Genomic DNA, 26,085 nt, shown 5'->3' with positions numbered 1-26,085 from the left:
TGCGGTGCCGCTACCGTCGGGCACGGTGACCTTTCTGCTCACTGACCTCGAGGGGTCCACCCGGATGTGGGAGCAGGATCCCGAGGCGATGCGGGCCGCGATGCTGCGCCACGACGAAATCCTGGAGAAGACTGTCGCGGCGTATCGCGGTCACGTGTTCTCCCGGATGGGCGATGGCATGGCGGCTGCCTTCTCGACGGCAAGCGACGCGGTTTCGGCGGCAGTGGCAGTCAAACAGGCTCTGGCAGAGGAGGATTGGCGTACGGCCGAGCCGCTGAGGGCGCGCATCGGGCTGCACACGGCAGAAGCGGCCATCGTCGATGACAGCGGCTATAGCAGCCTTCCGATAAATCGCTGCGCCCGCCTGATGGCGGCGGCGCACGGTGGGCAGATTCTGATCTCCGCGACCACCGAGGCGCTCGTGCTCGGTGACCTTCCGAAGGGTTCGTCGCTGATCGACCTGGGTATGCACCGACTTCGCGATCTCGGCCGTCCACTGCGCGTTTACCAACTCGCGTCCGCGCACCATCAAGAGGAGTTTCCCCCGCTTCGCACGCTGGATTCGTTCCCGGGCAATTTGCCCGCCCAGATCAGTTCATTCATCGGTCGGCAAGCGGAAACCTCTCGAGTCATATTTGCGCTCAAGGCATCGCGCTTGGTGACGATCACCGGAGTGGGTGGAGTCGGCAAGACGCGCCTGGCGATTCAGGTTGCCGCCGAGCTACTTCCGCAATTTCCCGACGGTGCCTGGCTGGTCGAGTTGGCGACGGTACGCGACCCGGCAGCAGTGGTGGAAGCGGTCGCAGCGGTACTGCATATGACCAATCGCAGTACGCAAAGCCTCGAGGATTCCTTGATCGAAGCGTTGTCGCAGAAGCAGCTTCTGCTGGTGTTGGACAATTGTGAGCACGTACTCTCGCCCGTCGCGCGGCTGGTCGGCCGAATCGAACGATTCTGCACAGGCGTAGTGGTGCTGGCGACCAGCCGGGAGGGTATGGCCGTCGAAGGCGAACAGATGATCGCGCTGCCTCCGCTCGAATCCGGTGAACCGGGCGAAGATGTCGGACGGCTCGTTCACACGGATGCTGTCAGGTTGTTCGTCGAAAGAGCCCGGAACGTCAAGCACGATTTCATGCTCAGCTCGACCAACGACCGTGCTGTGGTAGAAATCTGCCAGCGCCTCGACGGTGTCCCGCTGGCCATCGAGTTGGCCGCCGCGCGGGTCATGGTCTTGAGCCCGGCGGAACTTCTTCGGCGTCTCGACCACCGGTTCCATGTGCTGGCCGGCGGGCGGCGCGGAGCGGTCGAACGGCACGCCACCCTACGAGCGGCCATCGACTGGTCCTACGAGCTGTTGAGTACGTCGGAACAGCACCTGCTTGCCCGCATGGCCGTGTTCACCGGCGGCTGCAGCCTGGAGGCCGTCGAAGAGGTCTGCGCCGGTGATCCGGTTCAGCGCGACGAAGTGATGGATGTGGTGACCAGTTTGGTGGCTCGTTCCCTCGTCGTTGCCGAGGACAGCTTCGCAGGCACACGTTTCCGGCTGCTGGAAACCATCCGTCAGTACGGCGAGGAGCGGCTGTCCGAATGGGGCGAGACCTCTCGCTTGATCGCGCGGCACGCGCAGTTCTATGCGGACCTGTCGGCCCGGGTCGCACAACACTTCTACGGGCCCGACCAACTGGTCTCCGCCAGACAAATGAAACTCGAACGCGACAACCTCCGTTCGGCACTTGCCAACGCCATCGACACCGGAAACACCGCCCTCGCTGTCCCGCTCGTGACGAATCTGCCCAACCGGACCAATACCGTCAGCCCCATCGGTGAGCTGATCCTCATCCCGGCGTCACGCGTGCTCAAGATGCCAGGCGCCGCCGAACAACCCGGGTATCCGCGCGTCCTCGTGGCCGCAGCGTACGACGCCCACGCCGGCGGCGACTGGGACGACGTAGAAGACCTGTGCCGCCGGGCGTTGGAGGGCGGCCGAGACTGCCCCGCCGACAACCACGGGCCGAGAATCGAGGCCGACGTGTGCGCCGTGCAGGCTATGGCCCGGTTGTCGGCCGGCGCCTATGCCGATGCACTCGCGCTCTACGTCCGGGCAGCGGAACTCGCCGGCGCCGACGGCTATCCCGGCCTGGCCGCCGTTTACCTGGCGTACGGCGTCAGCAGCGCGGTGCTGTGGGGTGTCGGCCACGACGAGGCGGCGACACGCGCCGAAAGGTCGGTGGCGTTGGCGAAGCGTTCCGGGATGCCGGGGGCAATCATGTTGGGGCTCAACGCTTTAGCTCTTACTCTCGTCGATGATGACGCCGACCGGGCCAGGGCCCTGCTACGCGAAAGCATCGAGACCGGCGGCACGCCTGGAGAAGAGGTGTCGACGGGATTCGTCACCGCGTGCCTTGTCGCCGGACGACTTCGCGATTGGCGTCTCGCCCTCGCGTTGAGCGGGCGGGCCATGGCCCTGTGGCGCTGGAGTCCCGCTCTACTGCAAACCGCGCCATGCCTCGCATTGTGCGCGCGAGCGCTCGTCGCCCAACGCCCCGAGGTCGCGGCGACGCTGCAGGGCGCGGCATACGCGACGTTCCAGCGAATGGCCTCTGCATCGGCTGGCAAGCAGCGGCGAGAACAGCGCCAGACGGAACCTAACGCCCACTTCATCTTCTCGGCGTTGCGCGAAGCCGCCGACCTCGCCACGGAGGCCATCGGCGCGGATCGGTTCCGCCACCTACGCGCCGAGGGGGCAGCGATGACGATGAACGAGGCGATTTCCTACGCCCTCGCGAACATCGACCCGAAACTGCTGACAGGGCCGATCGCTAGCATCGTGCGGTGATCATCGAACCGCGCCCCACCGCTGACCTTGTCGACGAAATCGGTCCCGACGTCCGCAGCTGCGACCTCCAGTTCAACCAGTACGGCGGCCGCTCGCAGTTCGCCGGGCCGATCACCACCGTGCGGTGCTTTCAGGACAACGCGCTGCTGAAGTCTGTGCTCTCCGAACCGGGCAACGGCGGGGTGCTGGTGATCGACGGCGACGGCTCGCTACACAGTGCGCTGGTGGGCGACCTCATCGCCGGCCTCGGCGTCGACAACGGTTGGGCCGGGCTGATCATCAACGGTGCCGTGCGCGATGCCGCCACCTTGCGCACGCTCGACATCGGCATCAAGGCGCTGGGCACCAATCCGCGCAAGAGCACCAAAACCGGTGAGGGGCAACGCGACGTCAAGGTCGAGTTCGGCGGTGTGCTGTTCGCCCCATGCGACATCGCCTACAGCGACGACGACGGCATCGTCGTGGTCTCCCCCTAGCCTCGCCCTAGCGCGAAAGCGTCAGGCGGAGAGCGCCTCGACTGCGCGGTGCTTCGTGAACGCCAGCGCCTCGTCGTCCACCTTGCCGCGCCGGATCAGGCGTAGATCCAGCAGATAATTCTGCTTGAGCCGCCACGGCGCGACGTGACCCGCCTTCGGAAGGTAGTCGAGCGCGCGCAACACGTAACCCGGGGTGAAGTCCATCAGCGGACGCTCGTCGACCGAATTCCCGGGATGCTGCGGCTCGACGGTGTCGAAGCCGTTGGCGTCCATGTAATTAAGCACGCGGCAGACGAACTCCGACACCAGGTCGGCCTTCAATGTCCACGACGCGTTGGTATAGCCGATCGTGAACGCCATGTTCGGCATACCGGTCAGCATCATGCCCTTGTACGCCATGGTTTCGTTCAACTCGACCGGCACGTAGTTACGTGAAATCGCGGCGCCGCCGAACATCTGCAGATTCAAACCCGTTGCGGTGACGATGATGTCGGCCTGCAACTCCTCACCGGAGGTCAGCTTGACACCTGTCCTGGTGAACCGCTCGATCGTGTCGGTGACAACGTCGGCCTTGCCGGACCGGATCGTCTTGAACAGATCTCCGTTGGGCGCCAGGCAGAGCCGCTCATCCCACGGGTTGTAGCGCGGGCCGAAGTGCTTGTCAACGTCGTAGCCTTCCGGCAGCCGCCTGGCCGCCATCGTCATCAACTGCTTGCGGAAGAACTTCGGGAAGCGCCTGGCGATTCGGTACTGGGCCGAGTGGAACAGGATGCTCTTCCACCGATTCACCACATACGCGGGCTTCGCGGGCAGCGTCGTGTTCATCCGCACCGTGAACGGGTCGACGTCGGGCAGCGCGCCGATGTACGTCGGCGACCGCTGCAGCATCGTGACATGCCCCGCACCCGAATTGGCAAGCGCGGGAATCAAAGTCACCGCGGTGGCACCGCTGCCGATCACCACAATCTTCTTACCGGTGTAGTCCAAATCTTCCGGCCAGTGCTGCGGGTGAATGATCGTGCCTTCGAAATCGTCGGAACCTGGGAACTCGGGCGAGTAGCCCTGGTCGTAGTTGTAGTAGCCGCTGCAGGCGAACAGGAACGAGGCCTTGATCTCGACTTGCTGGCCGTCACGTTCGACGCGCAGGGTCCAGCGGTTCTCGGCATCGGACCAGTCGGCGCCTGCGACCTTGTGGCCGTAGCGGATGTGCTTGTCGATGCCGGACTCGGCGACCGCCTCCTTGAGGTACGCCATGATCGACGGACCGTCGGCGATCGCCTTCTCGGACGTCCACGGCTTGAAGCGGAAGCCGAGGGTGAACATGTCGGAGTCCGAGCGGATGCCTGGGTACTTGAACAGGTCCCAGGTGCCGCCCAGGTTCTCTCGGCGCTCCAGGATTACGTAGCTCTTATCGGGGCAGCGGTCCTGCAGGTGCCATGCGGCACTGATGCCGGAGATGCCGGCTCCGACGATGACGATGTCGACAAATTCGGTCATGATGTAAAGCTATCAACACCGTGTCGAGTCAGTCAACGGTGTGTTGAGAAATTCGACATCGCGTAGACTGAACTGTTGTGATGACAGCCGGCCACCCCCACACTGGGCGTGCCCGCCGGGCCACCCGGCCTTCCGGCGACGACCGTGAGCTGGCGATTCTATCGACGCTGGAGCGGTTGTTGGCGGATCGGGTTTTCTCCGACATCTCGGTCGATGACCTGGCTAAAGGCGCCGGCATCTCCCGTCCGACGTTCTACTTCTACTTTTCTTCCAAAGACGCCGTGCTGCTGACGGTGTTCGAGCGGGTGCTCGCCGAAGCCGACGCCGCGTTCGGCGGCGACGTCACCGATTACAGCGTCGACCCAACATCGGCCTGGCGTTCCGGCATCTTCGGCTTTTTCGAGCCGCTGCGCGAGAACCTTCCCGTCGTGCTGGCGGGTGTCGCGGCGACGTCGACCAATGCCGAGATCCGCGAGATGTGGTCGCGGTTCATGCAGAACTGGGTGGATCGCACCGCCGCCGTCATCACCGCCGAACGCGCCCGTGGCGCAGCGCCGGAGACGGTGCCCGCGCAAGACCTCGCTGCGGCGTTGAACCTGATGAACGAGCGCACGATGTTCGCCTCTTATACGGGCCAGACGCCGGCCATCGCCGAGGATGCCGCGCTCGACACTCTGGCCCACATCTGGATCACCAGCATCTACGGCCGCGCACCCTGATCTGTCGGCACGCGATGCGAACATATGTTCGTGTCGAGTGCGACCATTCTGCACGCCGATCTCGACTCGTTCTACGCGTCCGTCGAGCAGCGCGACGATCCGACGCTGCGCGGTAAACCCGTCATCGTCGGCGGCGGCGTGGTGCTTGCCGCCAGCTACGAGGCCAGAGCGTACGGGGTGCGCACCGCGATGGGAGGCCGTCAGGCCCGCGCGCTGTGCCCGCACGCGATCGTGGTGCCGCCGCGGATGAAGGCCTATTCGGAGGCCAGCGACGCGGTGTTCGAGGTGTTCCACGACACCTCCCCCGTGGTGGAACCGCTGTCGGTGGATGAGGCCTTTCTCGATGTGTCCGGGCTGTGGCGGGTGTCGGGCACACCAGTCCAGATCGGCGCCCGGCTGCGCGCCCAGGTGCGCGACCGCGTCGGGCTGCCGATCACGGTCGGCATCGCGCGCACCAAGTTCCTGGCCAAAGTCGCCAGCCAAGAAGCCAAGCCCGACGGTCTGCTGCTGGTGCCGCCCGACCGTGAACTCGCGTTCCTGCATCCCCTTCCGGTGCGCCGCCTGTGGGGCGTCGGCGTCAAGACGGCGGAGAAGTTGCGGGCGCACGGCATCGAGACGGTCGCCGATGTCGCCGAACTGAGCGAGTCGACGCTCGGGTCGATGGTCGGCGGCGCGATGGGCCGGCAGCTGTTCGCCTTGTCGCGCAATATCGACCGGCGTCGTGTCGTCACCGGTGCGCGGCGCAGGTCAGTCGGGGCGCAGCGGGCGCTGGGCCGTGCGGGCAACACGATGTCAGCCGCGGAGGTCGACGCGGTCGTCGTCAATCTCGTCGACCGGATCACCCGACGGATGCGCAAGGCCGGACGCACTGGTCGAACTGTGGTGCTGCGGTTGCGTTTTGACGATTTCGGCCGGGCCACCCGATCGCACACCATGCCGAGGGCCACCGCGTCGACAGAGGTTGTTCTCGACACCGCGCGCGGTCTGGTGGCAGCGGCGGCGCCAACGATCGCCGAGCGCGGCCTGACCTTGATCGGGTTCGCCGTTTCGAACATCGACCGGCAGGGCGCACAGCAGTTGGAATTGCCGTTCGAGGAGACCGCGGACACTGTCGCGATCGACGAGGCGGTGGACAAGGTGAGGCAGCGTTACGGAAATGCCGCGTTGACGCGCGGTGTCCTACTAGGTCGCGACCCGGGCCTGGAGATGCCGCACCTACCGGATTGATCGGCGCGCGCTCACCGCCCAGGCCGCCAACCAACCCGCTTCCATGAGCGCATCGAGCAGATACATCCGGCTGATCCGGCGGCGCATCACATAGATGACGTCGATGGCGGCGAATGTCGATGCCGCACCGGCGCCGACGAAGCGCGCATGCCGCGCGGTGGTTTCCTGCGAAGCCGCCGACAACTGACTCCCGCCGATGCTCACCATCAAGCCCGCGACGGTATAGACAAGCCAGCGGTCGGTTTTCGGCCCGAGAACCGACTCGAAGCTGCGCATGTGCACCAATGGCCACAAGCCGCCGACGATGTTGAATACGCCCTGGAGTCTGGCGACCGTCGATGCTCGCATCACGTGACCCGCGGGCTGCGTGTGCTCGAGTGTTCACCCCGGGTGAGCAGTGGAATGTGCTCGACCACGCCCGCAGCGCGCGCCAGGGCGGCACTGAGGTTTCTCGCCGAGGTCGTAAGTCTCCCGGTCGAGCGGCGCGACACGCGGTCCAACCGATCGCGCGTTCGGTCAATGACCATGAGCGGAGCAGCGGCCACCACATTGCCAGGGGGCCGGCGTGCGACGACCGGATGCGGCCTCGTCGGCGCAATGCGACGGGCCATCTCCCAACTGTGTCCCAACATCTTCAATCGAGGCTGGGATGTAGCGGCCTGCAATTTCGGCAGCAACACGTCTTCCTCGTCGCGGACGTCTTCGCGCAGCAGGGCCTTGATCCGACTCCACACCTCGCGGTGCTGAGTGCTCGCAGGATCAGTCTTCTCGATCTCGGCGAACAGTTCGTTGATTTCTTGATGTTCGCGCTCGATCCGCAACGTGAGTTCCCCGCCGTCCGGTAGTAGCCGCCGAATGGCCGGCCACAGCACCGACTCCTCAGCGAAGGCGTGCGGGAACACCAGCCGCGCAAGCTGTTCCAGCAGGGCCTCGCGTTCGGATCCGGCAGCTCCGTCGATCGCGTCGAGCAGCCGATCCAATTCAACGTGATCGCGCTTCTGGCGAACCAACACGCTGGTCGGACCACCCAGTTCCGATGTGGTCTGCTCCGCGAGAGACTTCGCCATCACACCCTCTTCCTAGGAGTGCCGGCCGGGGAGTTACCTTGCTTGGTCGCTGCCGCCTTCTTCCCGGCAGCCTTCTTCGCCGGTGTCTTCTTCACAACGGCCTTCTTGGCGACGGCCTTCTTGGAGACGGCCTTCTTGGAGACGGCCTTCTTCACGGGCGCTTTCTTCGCGGCCGCCTTCTTGGCAGGCGCTTTCTGCGCCGCAGTCTTCTTCGCGGGCGCTTTCTTCGCCGGTATGTTCTTCACGGGCGCTTTCTTCGCGGCCGCCTTCTTGGCAGGCGCTTTCTGCGCCGCAGTCTTCTTCGCGGGCGCCTTCTTCGCGGACGCTTTCTTCGCGGGCGCCTTCTTCACGGGCGCCTCCTTCGCGACGGCCTTCTTCGCAGGCGCCCTCCTCACCGGCGCCTTCTTCACCGGCGCCGCCTCCGGCGTCAGAGGCGGTTGATCAGACGGATTGTCTGCAGCGTCCTGTTGGTCGGACAACGGCATTCCGACGCGGTCGGCGGCCTGCTGCACGGCCTCACGAACTCGCCGCACTCCGCGGCCCGCGGCCTTGGCCCCTGCGGTGGCCACTTCTGCTGCGCGTAGCGCCAGCTGCTCGGGGTTCACATCGCCTCCTTCATCCCAGCGCTGCTCAGCTGGTTCGAAGCCGTGTACCCCGTTCGCCGGGATTCACCCAAGGTCAGGAGGCCGTCCACTCCAGCAGCTTTTCGGCCGACCAGGTGTTGACGATCCGTTCGACGGGGACATCGTTGTCCACCGCGCGCTGCGCGCCGTAGCCAAGGAACTCCAGCTGCCCCGGGGCATGCGAGTCGGTGTCGATAGAGAACAGGCAGCCGATGTCGAGCGCCAGCTTCAGCAGGCGCGTGGGCGGGTCGCGCCGCTCGGGACGCGAGTTGATCTCCACAGCGGTGCCGTGATCACGACATGCGGTGAAGACCTTCTCGGCGTCGAACTTGGATTCTGGCCGCATTCCGCGACCGCCGGTGACCAGTCGACCGGTGCAGTGCCCGAGCACGTCCGTATGAGGATTCGTGACCGCCTTGATCATTCGTCGTGTCATCGACGGCGCATCCATCGACAACTTGGAATGCACGCTGGCCACCACCACGTCGAGCCGCTCGAGAAGTTCGGGCTCCTGATCCAGCGACCCGTCCTCCAGGATGTCCACCTCGATGCCGGTCAGGATCCGCATGGGGGCGATGGTTTCGCGCAATTCGTCGATGACGTCGAGTTGCTTGCGCAGCCGGTCCGGTGACAGGCCGTTGGCGACCCTGAGCCGCGGCGAGTGGTCCGTCAGCGCACAGTACTCGTGTCCCAATTGTCTTGCAGCCAGCATCATCTCGTCGATGGGCGCCGATCCATCCGACCAGTTGGAGTGGACGTGCAGGTCACCCTTGAGGGCCGCACGGATGTCACCCCCGCCGAGATCCTTTGCCGCCGAACGTAATTCGACCAACGCCTCAGGTTCGCCACCGGCCCAGGCCTGGGCGATGACCTTCGCGGTCTTGGGCCCGATGCCGGGCAGTGACTGCCAACTGTCGGCGGTGCCGTGACGCTCCCGTTCCGCTTCGGACAGGCCTTCGACAATGTCGGCGGCATTGCGGTAGGCCATCACGCGGCGAGGGTCTTCGCGCGCCCGGTCCTTGTAGTACGCGATCTGGCGCAGTGCGAGTACCGGATCCATGCCTTCAGTCTGCCCCGACAGTCGTCGATTTTGCCCACAGCACCGGGACGCCTACGATGAATTGAGAATTCCTTCAATCCATCAATTCAGCAGGATGTCGTGCCCCACCGCTTTCCCGGAAGCCCCGAGTTGCCGCTCTACGAAATCAAGGCAAATCTGTTCAAGGCGCTTGCGCACCCGGCGCGCATCCGCATCTTGGAGATTCTGTCAGCCAACGACCGGCCAACCCCGGTCAGCGAGATACTCTCCGACACCGAGATCGAAGCCACCCTGCTGTCGCAGCATCTCGCGGTCCTAAAACGCCACCACGTGGTGAGCGCTCAGCGGGTCGGCAACGCCGTGATCTACCAGCTCGCCCATCCGAAGATCCGGGAACTCCTGGTCATCGCGCGAACCTTCCTGGCCGACACACTCGGCGCGCAACGCGATCAACTCGAGGCGTTCGACTCGCTACCTCCGGTGAAGCCACGCACGTGATCGCCACCGCCGCCTCGAACATCGCCCGCCTGCTTCCCCACCGTCGCGACTATGCCGAGCTGCCGCGCTCGTGGCGGTCCGACATCATCGCAGGCGTCACCGTCGGCGTGGTCGCGTTGCCGCTGGCGTTGGCGTTCGGTATCAGCTCGGGCGTCGGCGCCGCGGCAGGGTTGATCACCGCGGTGGTGGCGGGGTTGGTGGCCGCCGTGTTCGGCGGCTCACACGTTCAGGTGTCCGGACCGACCGGGGCGATGGCCGTGGTGCTCGCGCCCATCGTTGCCGAGCACGGCCTAGGAAGCATGGCGTTGGTGACCGTGCTCGCAGGGCTGCTTGTGCTCACCGCGGGTGTCACCGGCCTCGGACGCGCGGTGACCTTCATCCCCTGGCCGGTCATCGAGGGATTCACCCTGGGCATTGCCGCCATCATCTTCCTGCAGCAGGTGCCCGCCGCGTTCGCCCATGACGTGCCCGCCGGCCTGCGGACGCTGCCTGCAGCGTGGCAGGTGATCACCGACGCGGACTGGGCCGCCGCGATGAAAAGCCTTGCCGTGGTGGGATTCGTGGCGGTCGTCATGGTGGTGTTGCCCCGCCTTCACCGGGACATTCCGGAATCGCTGACCGCGGTGATCGCCGCAACGGCAGGTGTAGCGGTGTTCGGTGTCTCGGTGGTGACCATCGGAGTACTGCCGTCCCATCTGCCGACCCCGGTGCTGCCGCACGCCGACGTGGATTCGCTGCGGACGTTGGTCGGTGCAGCGCTGGCAATCGCGGCGCTGGCGGCGATCGAATCGCTGTTGTCCGCACGGGTCGCCGCCACCATGGCGGCGACGGGCCCGTACGACCCCGACCGCGAATTGGTGGGACAGGGTCTGGCGTCGATGGCGTCGGGCGTCTTCGGCGGGATGCCCGCCACCGGCGCCATCGCACGCACCGCCGTCAATGTCCGCTCCGGTGCGCGCACCCGTGTTTCGGCGATCGTCCATTCGCTGGTGCTGCTGGCGGTGGTCTACCTGGCGACGGGCCCGGTGTCGGCGATTCCGTTGAGCGCTTTGGCCGGTGTGCTCATGGTGACGTCGTTCCGGATGATCTCTGCCTCGACCATCGGCAAGATCTTGCGCTCCACACGCTCCGATGCGGTGACGTTCGCACTGACCGCCGCGATCACGGTCTGCTTCGACCTGATCGAAGCCGTCGAAATCGGCATCGTCGTCGCAGCATTCTTCGCGTTGCGCAGCGTGGCACGGCGCAGCAGCGTCACACGTGAGGACCTCCCGGAACCGCGGCGCCCCGGCGACGACCAGATCGCACTGTTGCGACTCGACGGCGCAATGTTTTTCGGTGTCGCCGAACGGATTTCGAGCGCAATCATCGACGCGAATCATCCGCGCACGTCGGTCGTGGTCATCAGGATGTCTCAACTGGGCATGCTCGACGCGACCGGCGCGCACACCATGGCTCAGATCGCCACCGAACTGGAGGCCCGCGGTATCACGGTGATCATCAAGGGCGTCCGGCCCGAGCACATGAGTCTGTTGACCAATGTTGGTGTCTTCGAGTCTCTCCGGCACGAGAACCATCTGCTCGACTCGTTGGACGACGCCATCGACCACGCCCGCAGGCACATCGCCCACCAACCGCACTAACCGCGAGACGGATGCCGTCCACTCAGCGCGATCACCCGATCCAGGTCCGACGCATCGTCGGCGACCCGGACGGCAGGCCCGAACAGACCCTCGGTCGGTCCTTCGGCCGCGATCGCGGTCACGTGTGGCAACACCGCCGCCAACGTCGCGGGATCGACGTCGTAGTCCTGCCCGGTGGCGGCCGCCACGTCCCACCCGTGCACCACCACTTCCGTCAGCGCGATCATGCCGCCCACCTCGCCGGGAAAGTCGACACCTCCGGCCCGGGACATGCCCTCCCACGCTGCCGGCTCGCGCCAGGCTCGGGCCAGTTGCGCGAGTCGCTGCGGATATGCCGTGCGCCAGTCGGCGTCCAGCGGTGCGCCGTCGACCGGCGGGGTATCGGTCAACGGGCCGAAGTCCTTCCTGGCGGCGGCCGTGAAGGCCAGCGCGAGCCCACCGATATGCCCGACGAGATCTCGCAGGCTCAGCTTCTCGCACGGTGTGGCGGCGTCCAATTGCTCGTGAGTGATGCTGGTCAGCAGCGCGGCGGTGCGCTCGCACGCCGGGGTCAAATCGATCATGTCTGTACCGACCTGTGACGAGCCAGGAATTAATCAGCTTGCGGGACTACTTTGGACAAACGTGAGATTCGCCTTCAAGACATCCCCGCAGAACACCAGGTGGTCGGACATGCTCGCCGTTTGGCAGGCCGCCGACGACATCGACGTCTACGAGTCGGGTTGGACGTTCGACCACTTCTATCCGATCTTCTCGGACTCCTCCGGGCCGTGCCTGGAAGGTTGGACGACGCTGACGGCACTGGCACAGGCCACCAAGCGCCTCCGCGTCGGCGTCCTGGTCACCGGAATCCACTACCGGCATCCCGCAGTGCTGGCCAACATGGCCGCGGCACTCGACATCGTCTCCGCCGGCCGTCTCGAACTCGGCATCGGCGCGGGCTGGAACGAAGAGGAATCCGGCGCGTACGGCATCGAACTGGGCAGCATCAAGGAGCGCTTCGATCGCTTCGAGGAAGCGTGCGAGGTACTCACCAGCCTGTTGAGCAAGGACACCACGACGTTCAACGGCAAGTACTACCAACTCAAGGACGCCCGTAACGAACCGAAGGGTCCGCAGCAGCCGCATCCTCCGATCTGCATTGGCGGGAGCGGTGAGAAGCGCACGCTGCGCATCACCGCGAAATACGCCCAGCACTGGAACTTCGTCGGCGGGTCACCCGAGGAGTTCGCGCGCAAACGTGACGTGCTCGCGGCGCACTGCGCGGACATCGGTCGCGATCCGAAAGAGATCATGATGTCCTCGCACATCCGGCTGAGCGACAATCACCTCGAGCACAACAGCCCGACCGACTTCGGTTACGCCATCGAAGAGGCCGCCGCGCTCGGTAAAGAGGGCTTGGATCTGGCGATCATCTACCTGCCGACGCCGCACACCCCCACGGTGCTCGAGCCGCTCGCCGAGGCGATCAGGGATTCCGGACTGCTCACCAGCAAAGGCAATGGGTGATAACGAACATATAACGATTAGGCAAACGTGAGGTCATCGGTCGGCCGGTGGGCGTAACCAGCCGGACCGGGAGTTGCTAGATGCCGTAACGAAGTAGCTCGGCTGGGGTGATCAGCCGCTCCGCCTTGGCGGGGAATTCGCGGCTTTTAACTGGATGCCGAAGCCATGACCACGCGATACGTGTCACTCGAGACCGAGATAGCGGATTGAGGTACACGGTACTCACTCCTGCCATATAGCAATAGCTGACCTAGGGTTTACGGTACCGCAAAACCCTCATCAAGTCATTAGATACCCAGTTTCTGGCAAACTGCACAAGGCGCGCCGATTAAAAATCAGATGTTTTTGGAGTGACTGATGTGACTTCTGAGGTCACGCGTCACGGGTTGTCAGTCCCGCTGTTCCGGCTTGACGAACACGTCGTCGAAGGTCACGGTGCGCAACTGACGGGACCGGATCACGTCGACCAGTTGGCCGTACACATGCGTCACCGGCAGATGGTTGAGGTGGCCGATCACGATCGCCTGCGGGGTGAAGTACTTGTCGGCCATCTTGACGATCTCGGCCTCCGGGATGATGTTCTGGTCCTCCAGCGAACCGGACCACAGCGTGGGCACGGTGTAGCCGAGTTCGGCGGCGATGCCGTCGACCACCGGATTGTGGCTGCCGTACGGCGGCCGGAAATAGGGCCGTGCGTCCACCCCGTATTCGCGGGTCAAAAACTGGTGGTTACGCCGAAGTTGGTCTATCACTTGATCTTTCGGCAAGGTAGCCAGGTCCGGATGCGCCCACGTGTGGTTGCCCAGTTGGATCTGGCCGGACTCGACGAGCGGCCGCAGCACGTCTTTGTTCTCGGTCCACGACGCGTATCGCCCGTTGACGAAGTACGTCAACCGCACACCGGTGTCCTTCGCGAACTGCGTATAGGCCCGCACCACATCAGAATTGACGCCGTCGTCCAGCGTCAGCGCCAGCAGATCGCCGTCGCCAGGAAGGCTGCTCAACTCACCGCCGCCGGGCAGCGGAAACCGGTTGGTGACCACCGGCGCCGGTGCCGATGCCGCCTGCGCCACGCGCGGTTGTCCGCTGATGGTGCAGCGGGCCAAGCCGACACCGGCGAGCGTCGCCACCGACAGGCCGGCAAGAAAGTGGCGCCGAGTTAACTCGGTGCCACCGTATGTGAGCGCTGCGCGGCGGGTCATCGGGACTACTGTCTCCCGACCGCACGCCAAAGGCGTTGATTGCGCTGCGTGTCGCGGCCGTTTGCGGGCTGATCCCCTGGGTCAGCGCTGCGGCACCGCGGTGGGCTTGATCGGCGCAGGAAGCGCGGTCTCGCCCATCAGATAGCGGTCCACACCGGCGGCGGCCGCACGTCCCTCGGCAATTGCCCACACGATCAGCGACTGACCGCGGCCCATATCGCCTGCCACGAACACACCGGGCACCGACGTCGCGAAGTTGGCATCGCGCGCGACGTTGCCGCGCTCGTTGATTTCGACGCCGAGATCGGTGAGCAGGCCTTCGCGCTGCGGGCCGACGAAGCCCATCGCGAGCAGCACCAGGTCGGCTTCCATCTCGAAGTCGGTGCCTTCGACCTTGACGAACTTGCCGTCCTTCATCTCGACCTCGTGGCCCCGCAATCCGGTGACGTGCCCGTCGCTGCCGATGAACTCCTCGGTGTTGACCGAGTAGACGCGCTCGCCACCTTCCTCGTGGGCCGACGACACCCGGAACATCAACGGGTACACCGGCCACGGCGTCGACGCCGCGCGCTCCTCCGGTGGGCGGGGCATGATCTCGAACTGGTGCACGCTGGCGGCGCCGTGCCGGTGCACGGTGCCGAGGCAGTCCGCGCCGGTGTCGCCACCACCGATGATGATGACCTTCTTGTCCTTGGCGTGGATCGGCGGCAGCCCGTTGTCATCGACCACCGGATCACCCTGCTGTACCCGGTTGGCCCACGGCAGGAACTCCATGGCCTGGTGGATGCCGTCGAGGTCGCGGCCGGGAATCGGCAGGTCGCGCCATGCGGTCGCGCCGCCCGCGAGCACCACGGCGTTGAACTCGGAGCGCAACTGCGCGGCGGTTACGTCGACGCCGACATTCACGCCGGCACGGAACCGGGTGCCCTCGGCCTCCATCTGCGCCAGGCGCCGGTCGATGTGGCGCTTCTCCATCTTGAATTCGGGGATGCCGTAGCGCAGCAGACCACCGATGCGGTCGTCGCGCTCGAACACCGTGACGGTGTGGCCTGCGCGGGTCAACTGCTGCGCGGCGGCCAAGCCGGCGGGGCCAGAGCCGACGACGGCGACGGTCTTGCCGGTCGTCTTGGTCGGCGGCAGCGGCACCACCCAGCCCTGGTCGAAGGCGTTGTCGATGATCTCGACCTCGACCTGCTTGATGGTCACCGGGTCCTGGTTGATGCCGAGCACGCAGGACCCCTCACACGGCGCCGGGCACAGCCTGCCCGTGAACTCCGGGAAGTTGTTGGTGGCGTGCAGTCGCTCGATCGCATCGCGCCAGCGGTCGGTGCGCACCAGGTCGTTCCACTCAGGAATAAGATTGCCTAAAGGACAACCGTTATGGCAGAACGGGATACCGCAGTCCATGCACCGGCTGGCCTGCTCGCGCAGTACGCCGTGGGAGAAGTCCTCGTAGACCTCTTTCCAGTCCAGCAGACGCAGCGGAACCGGCCGCCGTTGCGGGGTTTCGCGTTTGGTGTACTTGAGGAAGCCCTTCGGATCAGGCATTGGCCGCCGCCATGATCGCCTCGTCGACGTTTTCGCCGGTTTGTTCGGCCTTGGCCATCGCCTGCAACACGCGCTTGAAGTCGCGTGGCATCACCTTGGTGAAGTTCTTCAGTTCATTCTCCCAATCGGACAGGACACGTTGTCCCACCGCCGAATCCGTCGCATCGACGTGCGCCTGGATCATGCCCCGCAGCCATACTCCATCGTCACTGTCGTCGCCACCTATCTCGTCGAGATCCACCATCTCGGCGTTCAGGTTCTGCTCGAAGGTGCCGTCCGGGTTGTACACGTAGGCCACACCGCCGGACATGCCCGCGGCGAAGTTGCGCCCGGTGGGCCCGAGGATGACGACCTTACCGCCGGTCATGTACTCGCAGCCATGGTCGCCGACACCTTCGACGACGGCGTGCGCGCCGGAGTTGCGGACCGCGAAGCGCTCGCCCACCACACCGCGCAGGAACACCTGCCCGCTGGTGGCGCCGAACAGGATCACGTTGCCCGCGATGATGTTCTCCTCGGCGACGTAGTCTGCAGGGGCATCGTCGGACGGCCGCACCACGATCCGGCCACCGGAAAGCCCCTTGCCGACATAGTCGTTCGCGTCGCCGTAGACCCGCAGTGTGATGCCCTTCGGCACGAACGCACCGAAGCTGTTGCCCGCCGACCCGTCGAACGTGATGTCGATGGTGCCGTCGGGAAGCCCTTGTCCGCCATAGGCTTTCGTCAGCTCATGGCCCAGCATCGTGCCCACCGTGCGGTTGGTGTTGGCGATGGTGGTGGAGAACTTGACCGGGGTGCCGGAGTCCAACGCCTCCCGGCTCATCACGATCAACTGCTGATCCAGCGCCTTGTCCAGACCGTGGTCCTGACGCGAGCTGCAGTACAGGTCCTGGTTCATGAACGCCGACTCCGGCTCGTACAGGACCGGGGCGAGGTCCAGCTTGTAGGCCTTCCAGTGTTCGGCGGCCTGCGTGGTATCCAGCGCGCCGACCTGACCGACCATCTCGTTGACGGTGCGGAAACCCAACTGCGCCATCATCTCTCGGACTTCTTCGGCGATGAACATGAAGAAGTTCTCGACGAATTCCGGCTTACCGGCGAACCGCTGCCGCAGCACCGGGTTCTGTGTGGCAACGCCCACCGGGCAGGTGTCGAGGTGGCAGACCCGCATCATGATGCAACCCGACACCACCAGCGGCGCCGTCGCGAAGCCGAACTCCTCGGCGCCCAGCAGCGCGGCGATCACCACGTCACGGCCCGTCTTGAGCTGGCCGTCGACCTGCACCACGATCCGGTCGCGTAACCCGTTGAGCAACAACGTCTGCTGAGTCTCCGCCAGGCCGAGCTCCCACGGCGCACCCGCGTGCTTCTGGGAAGTCAGCGGCGTCGCACCGGTGCCACCGTCGTGACCGGAGATCAGCACCACGTCGGCGTGCGCCTTCGACACGCCTGCGGCGACGGTGCCGACGCCGTTCTCCGAGACCAGCTTGACGTGCACCCGAGCCTGCGGGTTGGCGTTCTTCAGGTCGTGGATCAGCTGCGCCAGATCCTCGATCGAGTAGATGTCGTGGTGCGGCGGCGGCGATATCAAGCCGACACCAGGCGTCGAGTGCCGCACCTCGGCCACCCACGGATACACCTTGTTACCCGGAAGCTGGCCGCCCTCACCGGGTTTCGCACCCTGGGCCATCTTGATCTGGATGTCGGTGCAGTTGGTCAGGTAGTGGCTGGTGACGCCGAACCGCGCCGACGCGACCTGTTTGATCGCGCTGCGCCGCCAGTCGCCGTTCTCGTCCTGCTCGAAGCGCCGGACGTCTTCGCCGCCCTCACCCGAGTTCGACCGGCCGCCAAGGCGATTCATCGCGATGGCCAGTGTCTCGTGTGCCTCGGCGGAGATCGAGCCGTAACTCATCGCGCCGGTGGAGAAGCGCTTGACGATCTCGCTGGCCGGCTCCACCTCGTCGAGCGGCACCGGTGGGCGGACACCGTCGCGGAACTTCAGCAGACCGCGCAGCGACGCCATCCGCTCGCTTTGGTCGTCGACCAGCTTGGTGTATTCCTTGAACACCTCGTACTGGCCGGTGCGCGTCGAATGCTGCAGCTTGAACACCGTGTCCGGGTTGAACAGGTGGTACTCGCCCTCGCGGCGCCACTGGTACTCGCCGCCGACCTCGAGTTCACGGTGCGCCCACTCGTCGGGCCGGTCCAGGTAGGCCAGCGCGTAGCGGGCTGCGACGTCGCCTGCGATGTCATCGAGGTCGATGCCGCCGACCGGACACGTCAGCCCGGTGAAGTACTCGTCGAGCAGCGGTTGGCTGATGCCGATCGCCTGGAACAACTGGGCGCCGGTGTAGGACGCCAGCGTCGAGATGCCCATCTTGGACATCACCTTGAGCACGCCCTTGCCCGCGGCCTTGACGTAGTTCGCCTTGGCCTGGTCGCTGGTGATGCCGGTGATCACCCCGCGGTCCACCATGTCCTCGATGGACTCGAACGCCATGTACGGGTTGATCGCCGCGGCGCCGAAGCCCACCAGACAGGCCATGTGGTGCACCTCGCGGGCGTCCCCGGCCTCCACCACGAGACCGACCTTGGTGCGGGTGCGGTCGCGGACCAGGTGGTGGTGTACGGCCGAGACGCTGAGCAGCGACGGGATCGGCGCCATCGACTCGTCGGATTCGCGGTCGGACAGCACGATGATGCGCGCCCCGTCGCGGATGGCGGCCGACACCTTGGCGCGGACGTTGTCCAGCGCTTCCTTCAGGCCCTGACCGCCCCGGTTGACCGGGTACAGACAGCGGATCACCGCGGCCCGCATGCCGTGCTTGTGCCCGCGGATCTCGTGATCGGGATCGACGCACATCAGCTTGGACAGTTCGGCGTTGCGCAGAATCGGCTGCGGCAGCACGATCTGCCGACAGGATTCGGCGTCGGGGTTGAGCAGGTCACCCTCCGGCCCGACGGTGCCCTGCAGGCTGGTCACCACCTCTTCGCGGATGGCGTCCAGCGGCGGGTTGGTCACCTGCGCGAACAGCTGCTGGAAGTAGTCGTAGAGCATCCGCGGCCGCTGCGACAGCACCGCGATCGGGGTGTCGGTGCCCATCGACCCGATCGGCTCGGCTCCGGTGCGCGCCATCGGCGCCACCAACAGGTTGAGCTCCTCGTAGGTGTAGCCGAAGATCTGCTGCCGCAACACAACTCGGTGATGGGGCATCCGTACGTAGTCGCCTGGCGGCAGGTCCTCCAGGCGGAACAGGCCGGCGTCGAGCCACTCTTGATACGGCTGCTCGGCGGCCAACTCGGCCTTGATCTCCTCGTCGTCGACGATCCTGCCCTTGGACGTGTCGACCAGGAACATGCGGCCCGGCTGCAGGCGCATCTTCTTGACCACCGTGGACGGGTCGAGGTTGAGCACACCGGCCTCGGACGCCATCACCACCAGGCCGTCCGCCGTCACCCAGATGCGCGACGGGCGCAGGCCGTTGCGGTCGAGCACCGCGCCGATCACGGTGCCGTCGGTGAACGTCATCGACGCCGGGCCGTCCCACGGCTCCATCAGCGACGCGTGGTAGGAGTAGAACGCACGTCGCGCCGGGTCCATCGACTCGTTGCGCTCCCACGCTTCCGGGATCATCATCAGCACCGCATGCGGCAGGCTGCGTCCGCCCAGGTGCAGCAGTTCGAGCACCTCGTCGAAGCGCGCGGTGTCCGACGCGCCTGGGGTGCATATCGGGGTCACCTTCTCCAGGTCCCTGCCGCCGAACAGGTCGGTGTTGATCAGCGCCTCACGCGCGCGCATCCAGTTCTCGTTGCCGGTGACCGTGTTGATCTCGCCGTTGTGGGCGATGCGCCGGAACGGGTGGGCCAGCGGCCACGACGGGAACGTGTTGGTCGAGAACCGGGAGTGGACGATGCCCAGCGCACTGGTCAGCCGATCGTCCTGCAGGTCAAGGTAGAACGCCTTGAGCTGCGGCGTGGTCAGCATGCCCTTGTATACGAAGGTCTGACCGGAAAGGCTTGGGAAATAGACGGTCTCGCGTCCTGGGCCGTCCTGGCCGGGCCCCTTGGTTCCGAGTTCGTGTTCAGCGCGTTTGCGTACGACGTAGGCCCGGCGCTCCAGGTCCATGCCTGAGGCGCCCGCGAGGAACAGTTGGCGGAACGTCGGCATCGCGTCGCGGGCCAGCGCGCCCAGCGAGGACTCATCGGTCGGCACGTCGCGCCAGCCGAGCACCACCAGACCCTCGGCCTCGGCGATCTTCTCCACGGCCTCGCACGCGGCGGCGGCGTCCTTGGACGACTGCGGCAGGAAGGCGATGCCGGTGGCGTAGCTGCCGTACTCGGGCAGGTCGAAGTCGACGACGGCGCGCAGGAACTCGTCGGGGACCTGCAGCAGGATGCCTGCTCCGTCACCGGTGTGCGGTTCAGCGCCCTGGGCACCGCGGTGCTCGAGGTTGACCAGGGCCGTGATGGCCTTGTCGACGATGTCGCGACTGCGTCGACCGTGCATATCGGCCACCATCGCCACGCCACACGCGTCATGCTCGAACGCGGGGTTGTACAGCCCTTGCTTGCTGGGCGCCATTCCCACCTGTCCTTTTCTCACACGCCTTAACGGAGTTGCTGCAGTGCAGCCGTCGACGACGGCTTTAGCCGGCTTTGCGATGGAGGTGCCCACGTGCAGCATCGAACGACGGCCCTATCCCACTCGCCACAAGTGGTGAAACGATATGACAAACCCCGCCTGACATGCCAACTTAGTCATGCCTAACTATAGGGACCGCGCGTGGGCGCGGGTCAACCGATTTCGGCGCAGATAACGAACGAATAACATTGCCGCTGTTGGACTTTCAGCGGGTGTCCGGCACGGGCGGTGCGGTGAGCGGTAGATCACATCTATGGTCCATCCATTGACGATGTTTGCTGTAATGGATAGCTGATTGTGTGCGCTGCGCAGACTTCATCGCCCAGGTTTGCACAAAGCCTAGCCAGATTCTTAGGAAACGTTGGTCACACTGACCTCTGGCCGCAGATCCGGGCGTCGCAGCAATTGGGCATTGGCGGCCACCACCACGGTCGAGATCGACATCAAGATCGCACCCACCGACATCGGCATGACGAAGCCGATCGGAGCCAATACGCCCGCCGCTAGCGGCACCGAAATCAAGTTGTATCCCGCTGCCCACCAAAGGTTTTGCTTCATTTTGCGATAGGACGCCTTCGACAGCGCAATCACCGAGAGCACCGAGCGCGGGTCCGAACTGGCCAGGATCACACCTGCCGATGCGATCGCCACATCCGTGCCAGCGCCGATCGCGATCCCGACGTCTGCGGCGGCCAGCGCGGGCGCGTCGTTGACCCCGTCGCCGACCATCGCCACTGTCTGCCTCCCACCCCGCCGACCGCGAGGCCCCTCGTCCTGCAGCTGTGCCACCTTGGCGGCCTTGTCCTCGGGGCGCACACCTGCGAAGACCCGGTCGATGCCGAGCTGGCCTGCGACCGCCTCCGCGACCGTATGCGCGTCGCCTGTGATCATCACCACGCGGACGCCGAGCCGGTGCAGGGCGTCGACGGCTTGCCGGGATTCCTCGCGCACCTCGTCGGCCAGCGCCAGTGCGCCTGCGACGTCGCCGTCGACGAGGACGTGCAGGATGATCGCGCCCTCATCGCGCCATTCCCCGACGCCGGCCAACTCCGTGCGGCCCGTCTGCTCCAGCAACCGGGGCCCGCCGACCCGGACCGATCTGCCGTCGACGCGCGCGGTCACGCCGACCGCGGGTGACGAGCTGAACTCCGCCGACAATGGCACGGTCAGGCCGCGGCGGCGCGCCGCGGCCACGATGGCCTTCGCGAGCGGATGTTCGGAGTCCGACTCCGCTGCCGCGGCGAGCGCCAGCACGTCGTCCTCGGTCCGGTTCCCGGTCGCGACGACACCCGTCACCGTCGGCTCGCCCTTGGTCAGCGTGCCGGTCTTGTCGAACAGCACCGCGCCGACGGTCCGCATGCTCTCCAGGGCCAGCCGATCCTTGATCAGCACGCCGCCGCGGGCGGCGCGTTCGGTCGCGATCGACACCACCAGCGGGATGGCGAGACCGAGGGCGTGCGGGCAGGCGATCACCAGGACGGTGATGACGCGGATGACGGCCTCCTGGGGCGCGCCGATCACACCCCACACCGCCGCGGTCAGGATCGCTGCGCCCAACGCGAACCAGAACAGCCAGGCCGCCGCCCTGTCTGCCAGCCGCTGCGCGCGCGAGGAGGAGTTCTGCGCCTCCGTCACCAACCGCTGGATGCCTGCCAGCGCGGTGTCGTCGCCCACCGCGGTGACCTTGACCCGCAGCCCGGAATCGGTGGCGACGGTGCCTGCCACCACGGTGTCGCCGATGCTGCGGGGCACGGTCCGTGATTCGCCGGTCACCATCGACTCGTCCATCGCGGCGGCGCCGTCGACGATGACGCCGTCGGCGGGCACGCTGCCGCCTGGCCGCACGATCACGACGTCGTCGACGCCGAGGTCCGACGGTGCCACCGTTTCGGTGCCGTCCCTGCCGTCCCTGCCGTCCGCTACGACGCGCTCGGCCTCGTCGGGCAACAGCGCCGCCAACGAGTCCAGCGCCGAGATGGTCTGCGCCAGCGACCGCATCTCGATCCAGTGGCCGAGCAGCATGATCACGATCAGCAGCGCCAACTCCCACCAGAAATCGAGATCGTGCGGCAGCACGCCGAGGCTTGCGCCCCACGACGCGACGAACGCGACCGTGATCGCCAACCCGATCAGTAGCATCATTCCCGGTGCGCGGGAACGGATTTCACTGACTGCACCGGTGATGAACGGCCTGCCGCCCCACAGGTACATCACGGTGCCAAGGAGCGGCGACACCCACCGAGAGCCGGGGAAGTCGGGCACCTGGTAGCCGAGGATCATCGCGAACATGCCGGACAGCGCGACCGTGGGAACGGCCAACGCGAGCATCGTCCAGAACAACCTGCGGAACTGCGCGACGTGGTCTGCGTGGCCTCCGTGACCGTGCCCAGCGTGCTCGGCGTGGTCGGCGTGCGCCTGGTGCTGCGAGTGCGTGACCTCAGTCATGGCCTCCACTATATACCCCCTAGGGGTATATAGCCCAGGCTGTCCGCGCACGCTGGACGGCGATGTCACATCCCTTGAACACGCCGTTGGGCCGCTTCGGCATCGAGACGCCCGAGGAGGGCCCGCAACGTTGTGTCGCGTCCATACCGGCGGCCGGCATGGTCAACCCGCTGACCGGCATGCCCACCGTCGCGACGCTGGCGATGCTCGTCGACCACATCGGCGGCCTGGTCAACCACCACCGCAGGCGCCAGGCCGAGTGGACGGTCAGCAGCGAGTTGTCGCTCGAACTGGCGCCGGATGCGCTGACGCACCTCGAGTCCGCCCCGGAAGTGCCGGTGTTCGCGACCGGCCGACCGTGTGGACCTACGGGCCGCACCGCACTGAGCCTCTGCGAGCTGACGCACCGCGACGCGGTGATCGGCACCGCGACCGTGCGCTCGTTCTACATCGCCGCGCCCGGCCAGCTCGCCACGTGGCCCGACGGGCCGACGGGTCCGCTCCCGGCCGGGTCGCTGGCCGACCGGATGGCGGTCCACGTCGCCGAGAGCGGCGGTGCGGCCAAGGTGCTGGTGCAGGACCGGGATCCGGTGCTCAACAACAGCCTTGGCATCGTGCACGGCGGTGTCTCGGCGATGGCCTTGGAGTTGGTGGGGTCGGCGGCGGTGAACGACGGCCGCGGGGACCAGCCACTGCAGACCGCGTCGCTTCGGGTGAACTTCCTGCGCCAATACCGAGTCTCCCCCAATGGGCCTCAATCACGTTACGAGGGAACCGTTTTGCGGGTCGGCCGCAGCACCGGTGTCGCGGAGGCGCGGGCCGTCGACGACACCGGCAAGGCGGCGGTCATCGCGCGCGTCACGGCTTGTCTCGGATAACATCCGCACATGCCCGAACCCGACGATTCGATGCGGGGTTCGGTACACATCTGCGTCACCGCGATCGTCGCGGGTGTCGTCATCGGCTTCGTCGGCGGCGCGTTCCGGTGGTGTCTGGACAAGGCCGATGACCTACGCATCGATCTCGTCGACTGGGCGCACAAGCTGCCGGGGCCGGGTTGGTTGGTGCCGATGGCTGCGGCCGCCGCCGGTGCGACGCTCGCCGCGCTGATCGTGCGGTGGGAACCGCTGGCCGCGGGCAGCGGCATCCAGCACGTGGAAGCGGTTTTCCTGGGCGAGGCCAAGCCTCCGCTCATCCGGTTGCTTCCGGCGAAGTTCGTCGGTGGCGTGCTGAGTATGGGGTCGGGTCTGGTGTTGGGCCGCGAGGGTCCGACAGTGCACATGGGCGCGGCCATCGGTGCCGAGGCCGCGCGGCGCGCACGACTGCCGGATCCCGAGGTCAGGATGATGCAGACGGCATTGGGCGGCGCAGGCCTGGCGGTCGCGTTCAACGCCCCGATCGGCGGCACGCTGTTCACCCTCGAAGAGGTGACCAAGTCGTTCCGCTTCAAAACCGTTCTCGCGACGCTGCTCTCGGCCGCCACCGGCGTTGCCTGCGCCCGACTCATACTGGGCAACCACGCCGATTTCGACGTCGTACCGTTGGCCGATCCTGCTCTGGCGTGGCTGCCCGTCTTCGCCGTCTTCGGGTTGCTCACCGGAGTGCTTGGCGCCGTTTACAACTGGCTGCTGTTGTGGTTCCTCGACCGCGTCGGCGCGATACAACGGATTCCTACGCTGGTGAAGGCGGCCGTGATCGGTGCCGTCATCGGGCTCGCCATGTTCGTGTATCCACTGTCGGTGGGCGGCGGCGACGATCTGAGCGAGCGGATCCTCGGCGGCCACAGCCTCGCGCTGTCCGCGATCGTCGGGATCCTCGCAGTGCGTTTCATCGCAGGCCCGCTTTCGTATTCGGCCGCGGTACCGGGCGGGCTGTTCGCGCCGCTGCTGGCCGTGGGTGCACTGTGGGGACTGCTGTTCACCGCTGCCTTCAACGCGGTATGGCCCACCGACGCAACACAGTTGGGGGTCCCGATGGCACTCGTCGGAATGGCCGCATTCTTCGGGGCCACCGTGCGCGCGCCGGTGACCGGGATGGTCGTCGTCACCGAAATGACCGCTACCACTGCGACACTCGTGCCGATGATGGCCGCGACCGCGGCGGCGGTGCTCGTCGCGAACCTTGCCGGCTCACCGCCGATTTACGACAGCCTGCGAGATCGGATGCCGCCCAACCCCGATCAGCAGGTCACGGGAGAGTCGCATTAGTTTCCATTGCGGCACAATACGGATACGGCGTACGCGTCCTCCCCGGCTAACGTGTCATTCTCTTCGCACCGGGGTCACATCCAACGGAGGAGTCACGCATGCGCGAACCGACCATGCTGCATCGGTTGGCAGCGGAGTTCATCGGCACGTTCTGGCTGGTGTTCGGCGGCTGCGGCGCCGCAGTATTCGCCGCGAAATTCACCTCGGACGGCACCTCACTCGGCATCGGGTTCCTCGGTGTCTCATTGGCTTTCGGTTTGACGGTGCTCACCGGCGTCTACGCGTTCGGCACCATCTCCGGCGGTCACTTCAACCCCGCGGTCACGCTCGGCGCGGCGCTGGCCCGGCGCGTGGAGTGGAAGGCGGTGCCCGGCTACTGGATCACTCAGGTGATCGCCGGCCTGGCGGCAGGAATGATGATCTACCTGGTGGCCAAAGGCCAAAACGGCTGGACCGCGACAGGTCACATGGCTGCCAACGGTTTTGGCGACCACTCCCCCGGCGGCTATTCGATGTGGGCGGTGATCATCGCGGAGGTACTGCTCACCGGCGTGTTCTTGCTGGTCATCCTCGGCTCGACCGACGATCGTGCACCGAAGGGATTCGCAGGCCTGTCAATCGGCTTGACGTTGACGCTGATCCACCTGATCTCGATTCCGATCTCAAACACGTCGGTCAATCCCGCGCGGTCGACCGGCGTCGCGTTCTTCAACGGCGACGGCGCCCCCGCCCAGTTGTGGGTGTTCTGGTTTGCGCCGCTGCTGGGTGCGGCCATCGCGGGCATCGCGTATCCGTTCCTGTTCGGCCGGAACGAGGAGCTGTCCGACCGGCCGGTGCGCGACGACGCCTTGGAGGAGGCCGGCCCTGCGTAGACCGCCGACAAGATCAAGGTCGTCGCACAGCTTGG

General features: G+C 66.0%; 20 protein-coding genes. 10 read left to right on the top strand and 10 right to left on the bottom strand.

The window, feature by feature from the left end; translation table 11 throughout:
• Positions 1-25: 25 nt before the first annotated feature.
• Both A5724_RS03925 and rraA read left to right on the top strand, forming a co-directional pair.
• Positions 26-2,836 carry an NB-ARC domain-containing protein gene (locus tag A5724_RS03925; protein WP_156752119.1) on the top strand — a complete coding sequence of 937 codons (2,811 nt, stop codon included), beginning with the start codon at positions 26-28 and terminating at the stop codon, positions 2,834-2,836.
• Positions 2,833-3,312, top strand: coding sequence for a ribonuclease E activity regulator RraA (rraA, locus tag A5724_RS03920; RefSeq protein WP_067796525.1), 480 nt, complete (start codon positions 2,833-2,835; stop codon positions 3,310-3,312). The genes A5724_RS03925 and rraA overlap by 4 nt, the downstream gene beginning before the upstream one ends.
• A gap of 21 nt (positions 3,313-3,333) precedes the next feature.
• On the opposite strand, the gene A5724_RS03915 is transcribed toward rraA, so the two are convergent.
• Positions 3,334-4,809 carry an NAD(P)/FAD-dependent oxidoreductase gene (locus A5724_RS03915; RefSeq protein WP_067796522.1) on the bottom strand — a complete coding sequence of 492 codons (1,476 nt, stop codon included), beginning with the start codon at positions 4,807-4,809 and terminating at the stop codon, positions 3,334-3,336.
• Positions 4,810-4,886: 77 nt separating this feature from the next.
• On the opposite strand from A5724_RS03915, the gene A5724_RS03910 reads away from it, so the two are divergent.
• A complete protein-coding gene (locus A5724_RS03910) occupies positions 4,887-5,528 on the top strand; it encodes a TetR/AcrR family transcriptional regulator (RefSeq protein ID WP_369830601.1) in 642 nt (213 codons plus the stop codon).
• Between the two features lie 30 nt (positions 5,529-5,558).
• Complete coding sequence (gene dinB, locus A5724_RS03905) at positions 5,559-6,755, top strand: DNA polymerase IV (RefSeq protein WP_369830600.1); 1,197 nt, start codon at positions 5,559-5,561, stop codon at positions 6,753-6,755.
• Here the strand turns inward: dinB and A5724_RS03900 are convergent.
• From A5724_RS03900 to A5724_RS03885, 4 genes are all read right to left on the bottom strand, one after another.
• On the bottom strand, positions 6,744-7,103 hold the full coding sequence (locus A5724_RS03900; RefSeq protein WP_067796512.1) for a hypothetical protein: 360 nt from the start codon (positions 7,101-7,103) through the stop codon (positions 6,744-6,746). The genes dinB and A5724_RS03900 overlap by 12 nt on opposite strands.
• Positions 7,103-7,822, bottom strand: coding sequence for a hemerythrin domain-containing protein (locus A5724_RS03895; protein WP_067796509.1), 720 nt, complete (start codon positions 7,820-7,822; stop codon positions 7,103-7,105). Before A5724_RS03895 ends, A5724_RS03900 begins: the two co-directional genes overlap by 1 nt.
• On the bottom strand, positions 7,822-8,427 hold the full coding sequence (locus tag A5724_RS32820; protein WP_197518544.1) for a histone H1-like repetitive region-containing protein: 606 nt from the start codon (positions 8,425-8,427) through the stop codon (positions 7,822-7,824). Before A5724_RS32820 ends, A5724_RS03895 begins: the two co-directional genes overlap by 1 nt.
• 73 nt (positions 8,428-8,500) lie before the next feature.
• Positions 8,501-9,505, bottom strand: a complete 1,005-nt coding sequence (locus tag A5724_RS03885) for a PHP domain-containing protein (protein ID WP_067796503.1) — start codon at positions 9,503-9,505, stop codon at positions 8,501-8,503.
• Between the two features lie 99 nt (positions 9,506-9,604).
• Between A5724_RS03885 and A5724_RS03880 the strand changes: the two genes are divergently transcribed.
• Entirely contained in the window at positions 9,605-9,982 is a 378-nt protein-coding gene (locus A5724_RS03880; RefSeq protein ID WP_067796502.1) for a metalloregulator ArsR/SmtB family transcription factor, read from the top strand.
• Positions 9,979-11,625 (top strand): SulP family inorganic anion transporter, encoded by a 1,647-nt coding sequence (locus A5724_RS03875; RefSeq protein ID WP_067796499.1) that lies wholly within the window; start codon positions 9,979-9,981, stop codon positions 11,623-11,625. Before A5724_RS03880 ends, A5724_RS03875 begins: the two co-directional genes overlap by 4 nt.
• Here the strand turns inward: A5724_RS03875 and A5724_RS03870 are convergent.
• Complete coding sequence (locus tag A5724_RS03870) at positions 11,622-12,188, bottom strand: TIGR03086 family metal-binding protein (protein WP_067796498.1); 567 nt, start codon at positions 12,186-12,188, stop codon at positions 11,622-11,624. The genes A5724_RS03875 and A5724_RS03870 overlap by 4 nt on opposite strands.
• A gap of 61 nt (positions 12,189-12,249) precedes the next feature.
• Here A5724_RS03870 and A5724_RS03865 point away from each other — a divergent pair, with 61 nt between their 5' ends.
• Positions 12,250-13,134: an LLM class F420-dependent oxidoreductase gene (locus A5724_RS03865; RefSeq protein WP_067796495.1), complete on the top strand. Its 885-nt coding sequence runs from the start codon at positions 12,250-12,252 to the stop codon at positions 13,132-13,134.
• Between the two features lie 389 nt (positions 13,135-13,523).
• Here A5724_RS03865 and A5724_RS03860 read toward each other — a convergent pair whose 3' ends face one another.
• From A5724_RS03860 to A5724_RS03845, 4 genes are all read right to left on the bottom strand, one after another.
• Complete coding sequence (locus A5724_RS03860) at positions 13,524-14,336, bottom strand: polysaccharide deacetylase family protein (protein WP_067796492.1); 813 nt, start codon at positions 14,334-14,336, stop codon at positions 13,524-13,526.
• Positions 14,337-14,417: 81 nt separating this feature from the next.
• The gene (locus tag A5724_RS03855) at positions 14,418-15,884 is read right to left on the bottom strand and encodes a glutamate synthase subunit beta (protein ID WP_067796489.1); all 1,467 of its coding nucleotides are present in this window, start codon (positions 15,882-15,884) and stop codon (positions 14,418-14,420) included.
• Positions 15,877-20,466 (bottom strand): glutamate synthase large subunit, encoded by a 4,590-nt coding sequence (gene gltB, locus A5724_RS03850; protein WP_067796486.1) that lies wholly within the window; start codon positions 20,464-20,466, stop codon positions 15,877-15,879. Before gltB ends, A5724_RS03855 begins: the two co-directional genes overlap by 8 nt.
• 411 nt (positions 20,467-20,877) lie before the next feature.
• Positions 20,878-22,971, bottom strand: coding sequence for a heavy metal translocating P-type ATPase (locus A5724_RS03845; protein WP_067796483.1), 2,094 nt, complete (start codon positions 22,969-22,971; stop codon positions 20,878-20,880).
• A 62-nt stretch (positions 22,972-23,033) separates the two neighbouring features.
• Between A5724_RS03845 and A5724_RS03840 the strand changes: the two genes are divergently transcribed.
• The 3 genes from A5724_RS03840 to aqpZ all read left to right on the top strand — a co-directional run bounded on the left by A5724_RS03840 (position 23,034) and on the right by aqpZ (position 26,050).
• On the top strand, positions 23,034-23,849 hold the full coding sequence (locus tag A5724_RS03840; RefSeq protein ID WP_067796480.1) for a PaaI family thioesterase: 816 nt from the start codon (positions 23,034-23,036) through the stop codon (positions 23,847-23,849).
• A gap of 9 nt (positions 23,850-23,858) precedes the next feature.
• Positions 23,859-25,178, top strand: a complete 1,320-nt coding sequence (locus tag A5724_RS03835; protein ID WP_067796477.1) for a ClC family H(+)/Cl(-) exchange transporter — start codon at positions 23,859-23,861, stop codon at positions 25,176-25,178.
• Between the two features lie 98 nt (positions 25,179-25,276).
• Positions 25,277-26,050, top strand: a complete 774-nt coding sequence (aqpZ, locus tag A5724_RS03830; RefSeq protein WP_067796474.1) for an aquaporin Z — start codon at positions 25,277-25,279, stop codon at positions 26,048-26,050.
• The last annotated feature ends 35 nt before the right edge of the window (positions 26,051-26,085 follow it).

The organism is Mycobacterium sp. ACS1612, assembly GCF_001667505.1.
In the GTDB taxonomy this organism is placed as follows: domain Bacteria; phylum Actinomycetota; class Actinomycetes; order Mycobacteriales; family Mycobacteriaceae; genus Mycobacterium.
Note: the sequence above shows the minus strand (reverse complement) of the source record. Positions and strands in the feature narration are given on the sequence as shown.

Excerpts from the sequence above, each read along its gene's own strand:
- A5724_RS03915 (WP_067796522.1), bottom strand. The coding sequence starts at position 4,809 with ATGACCGAATTTGTCGACATCGTCATCGTCGGAGCCGGCATCTCCGGC.
- A5724_RS03900 (WP_067796512.1), bottom strand. The coding sequence starts at position 7,103 with ATGCGAGCATCGACGGTCGCCAGACTCCAGGGCGTATTCAACATCGTC.
- A5724_RS03895 (WP_067796509.1), bottom strand. The coding sequence starts at position 7,822 with ATGGCGAAGTCTCTCGCGGAGCAGACCACATCGGAACTGGGTGGTCCG.
- A5724_RS03885 (WP_067796503.1), bottom strand. The coding sequence starts at position 9,505 with ATGGATCCGGTACTCGCACTGCGCCAGATCGCGTACTACAAGGACCGG.
- A5724_RS03870 (WP_067796498.1), bottom strand. The coding sequence starts at position 12,188 with ATGATCGATTTGACCCCGGCGTGCGAGCGCACCGCCGCGCTGCTGACC.
- A5724_RS03860 (WP_067796492.1), bottom strand. The coding sequence starts at position 14,336 with ATGACCCGCCGCGCAGCGCTCACATACGGTGGCACCGAGTTAACTCGG.
- A5724_RS03855 (WP_067796489.1), bottom strand. The coding sequence starts at position 15,884 with ATGCCTGATCCGAAGGGCTTCCTCAAGTACACCAAACGCGAAACCCCG.
- gltB (WP_067796486.1), bottom strand. The coding sequence starts at position 20,466 with ATGGCGCCCAGCAAGCAAGGGCTGTACAACCCCGCGTTCGAGCATGAC.
- A5724_RS03845 (WP_067796483.1), bottom strand. The coding sequence starts at position 22,971 with ATGACTGAGGTCACGCACTCGCAGCACCAGGCGCACGCCGACCACGCC.
- A5724_RS03840 (WP_067796480.1), top strand. The coding sequence starts at position 23,034 with ATGTCACATCCCTTGAACACGCCGTTGGGCCGCTTCGGCATCGAGACG.
- A5724_RS03835 (WP_067796477.1), top strand. The coding sequence starts at position 23,859 with ATGCCCGAACCCGACGATTCGATGCGGGGTTCGGTACACATCTGCGTC.
- aqpZ (WP_067796474.1), top strand. The coding sequence starts at position 25,277 with ATGCGCGAACCGACCATGCTGCATCGGTTGGCAGCGGAGTTCATCGGC.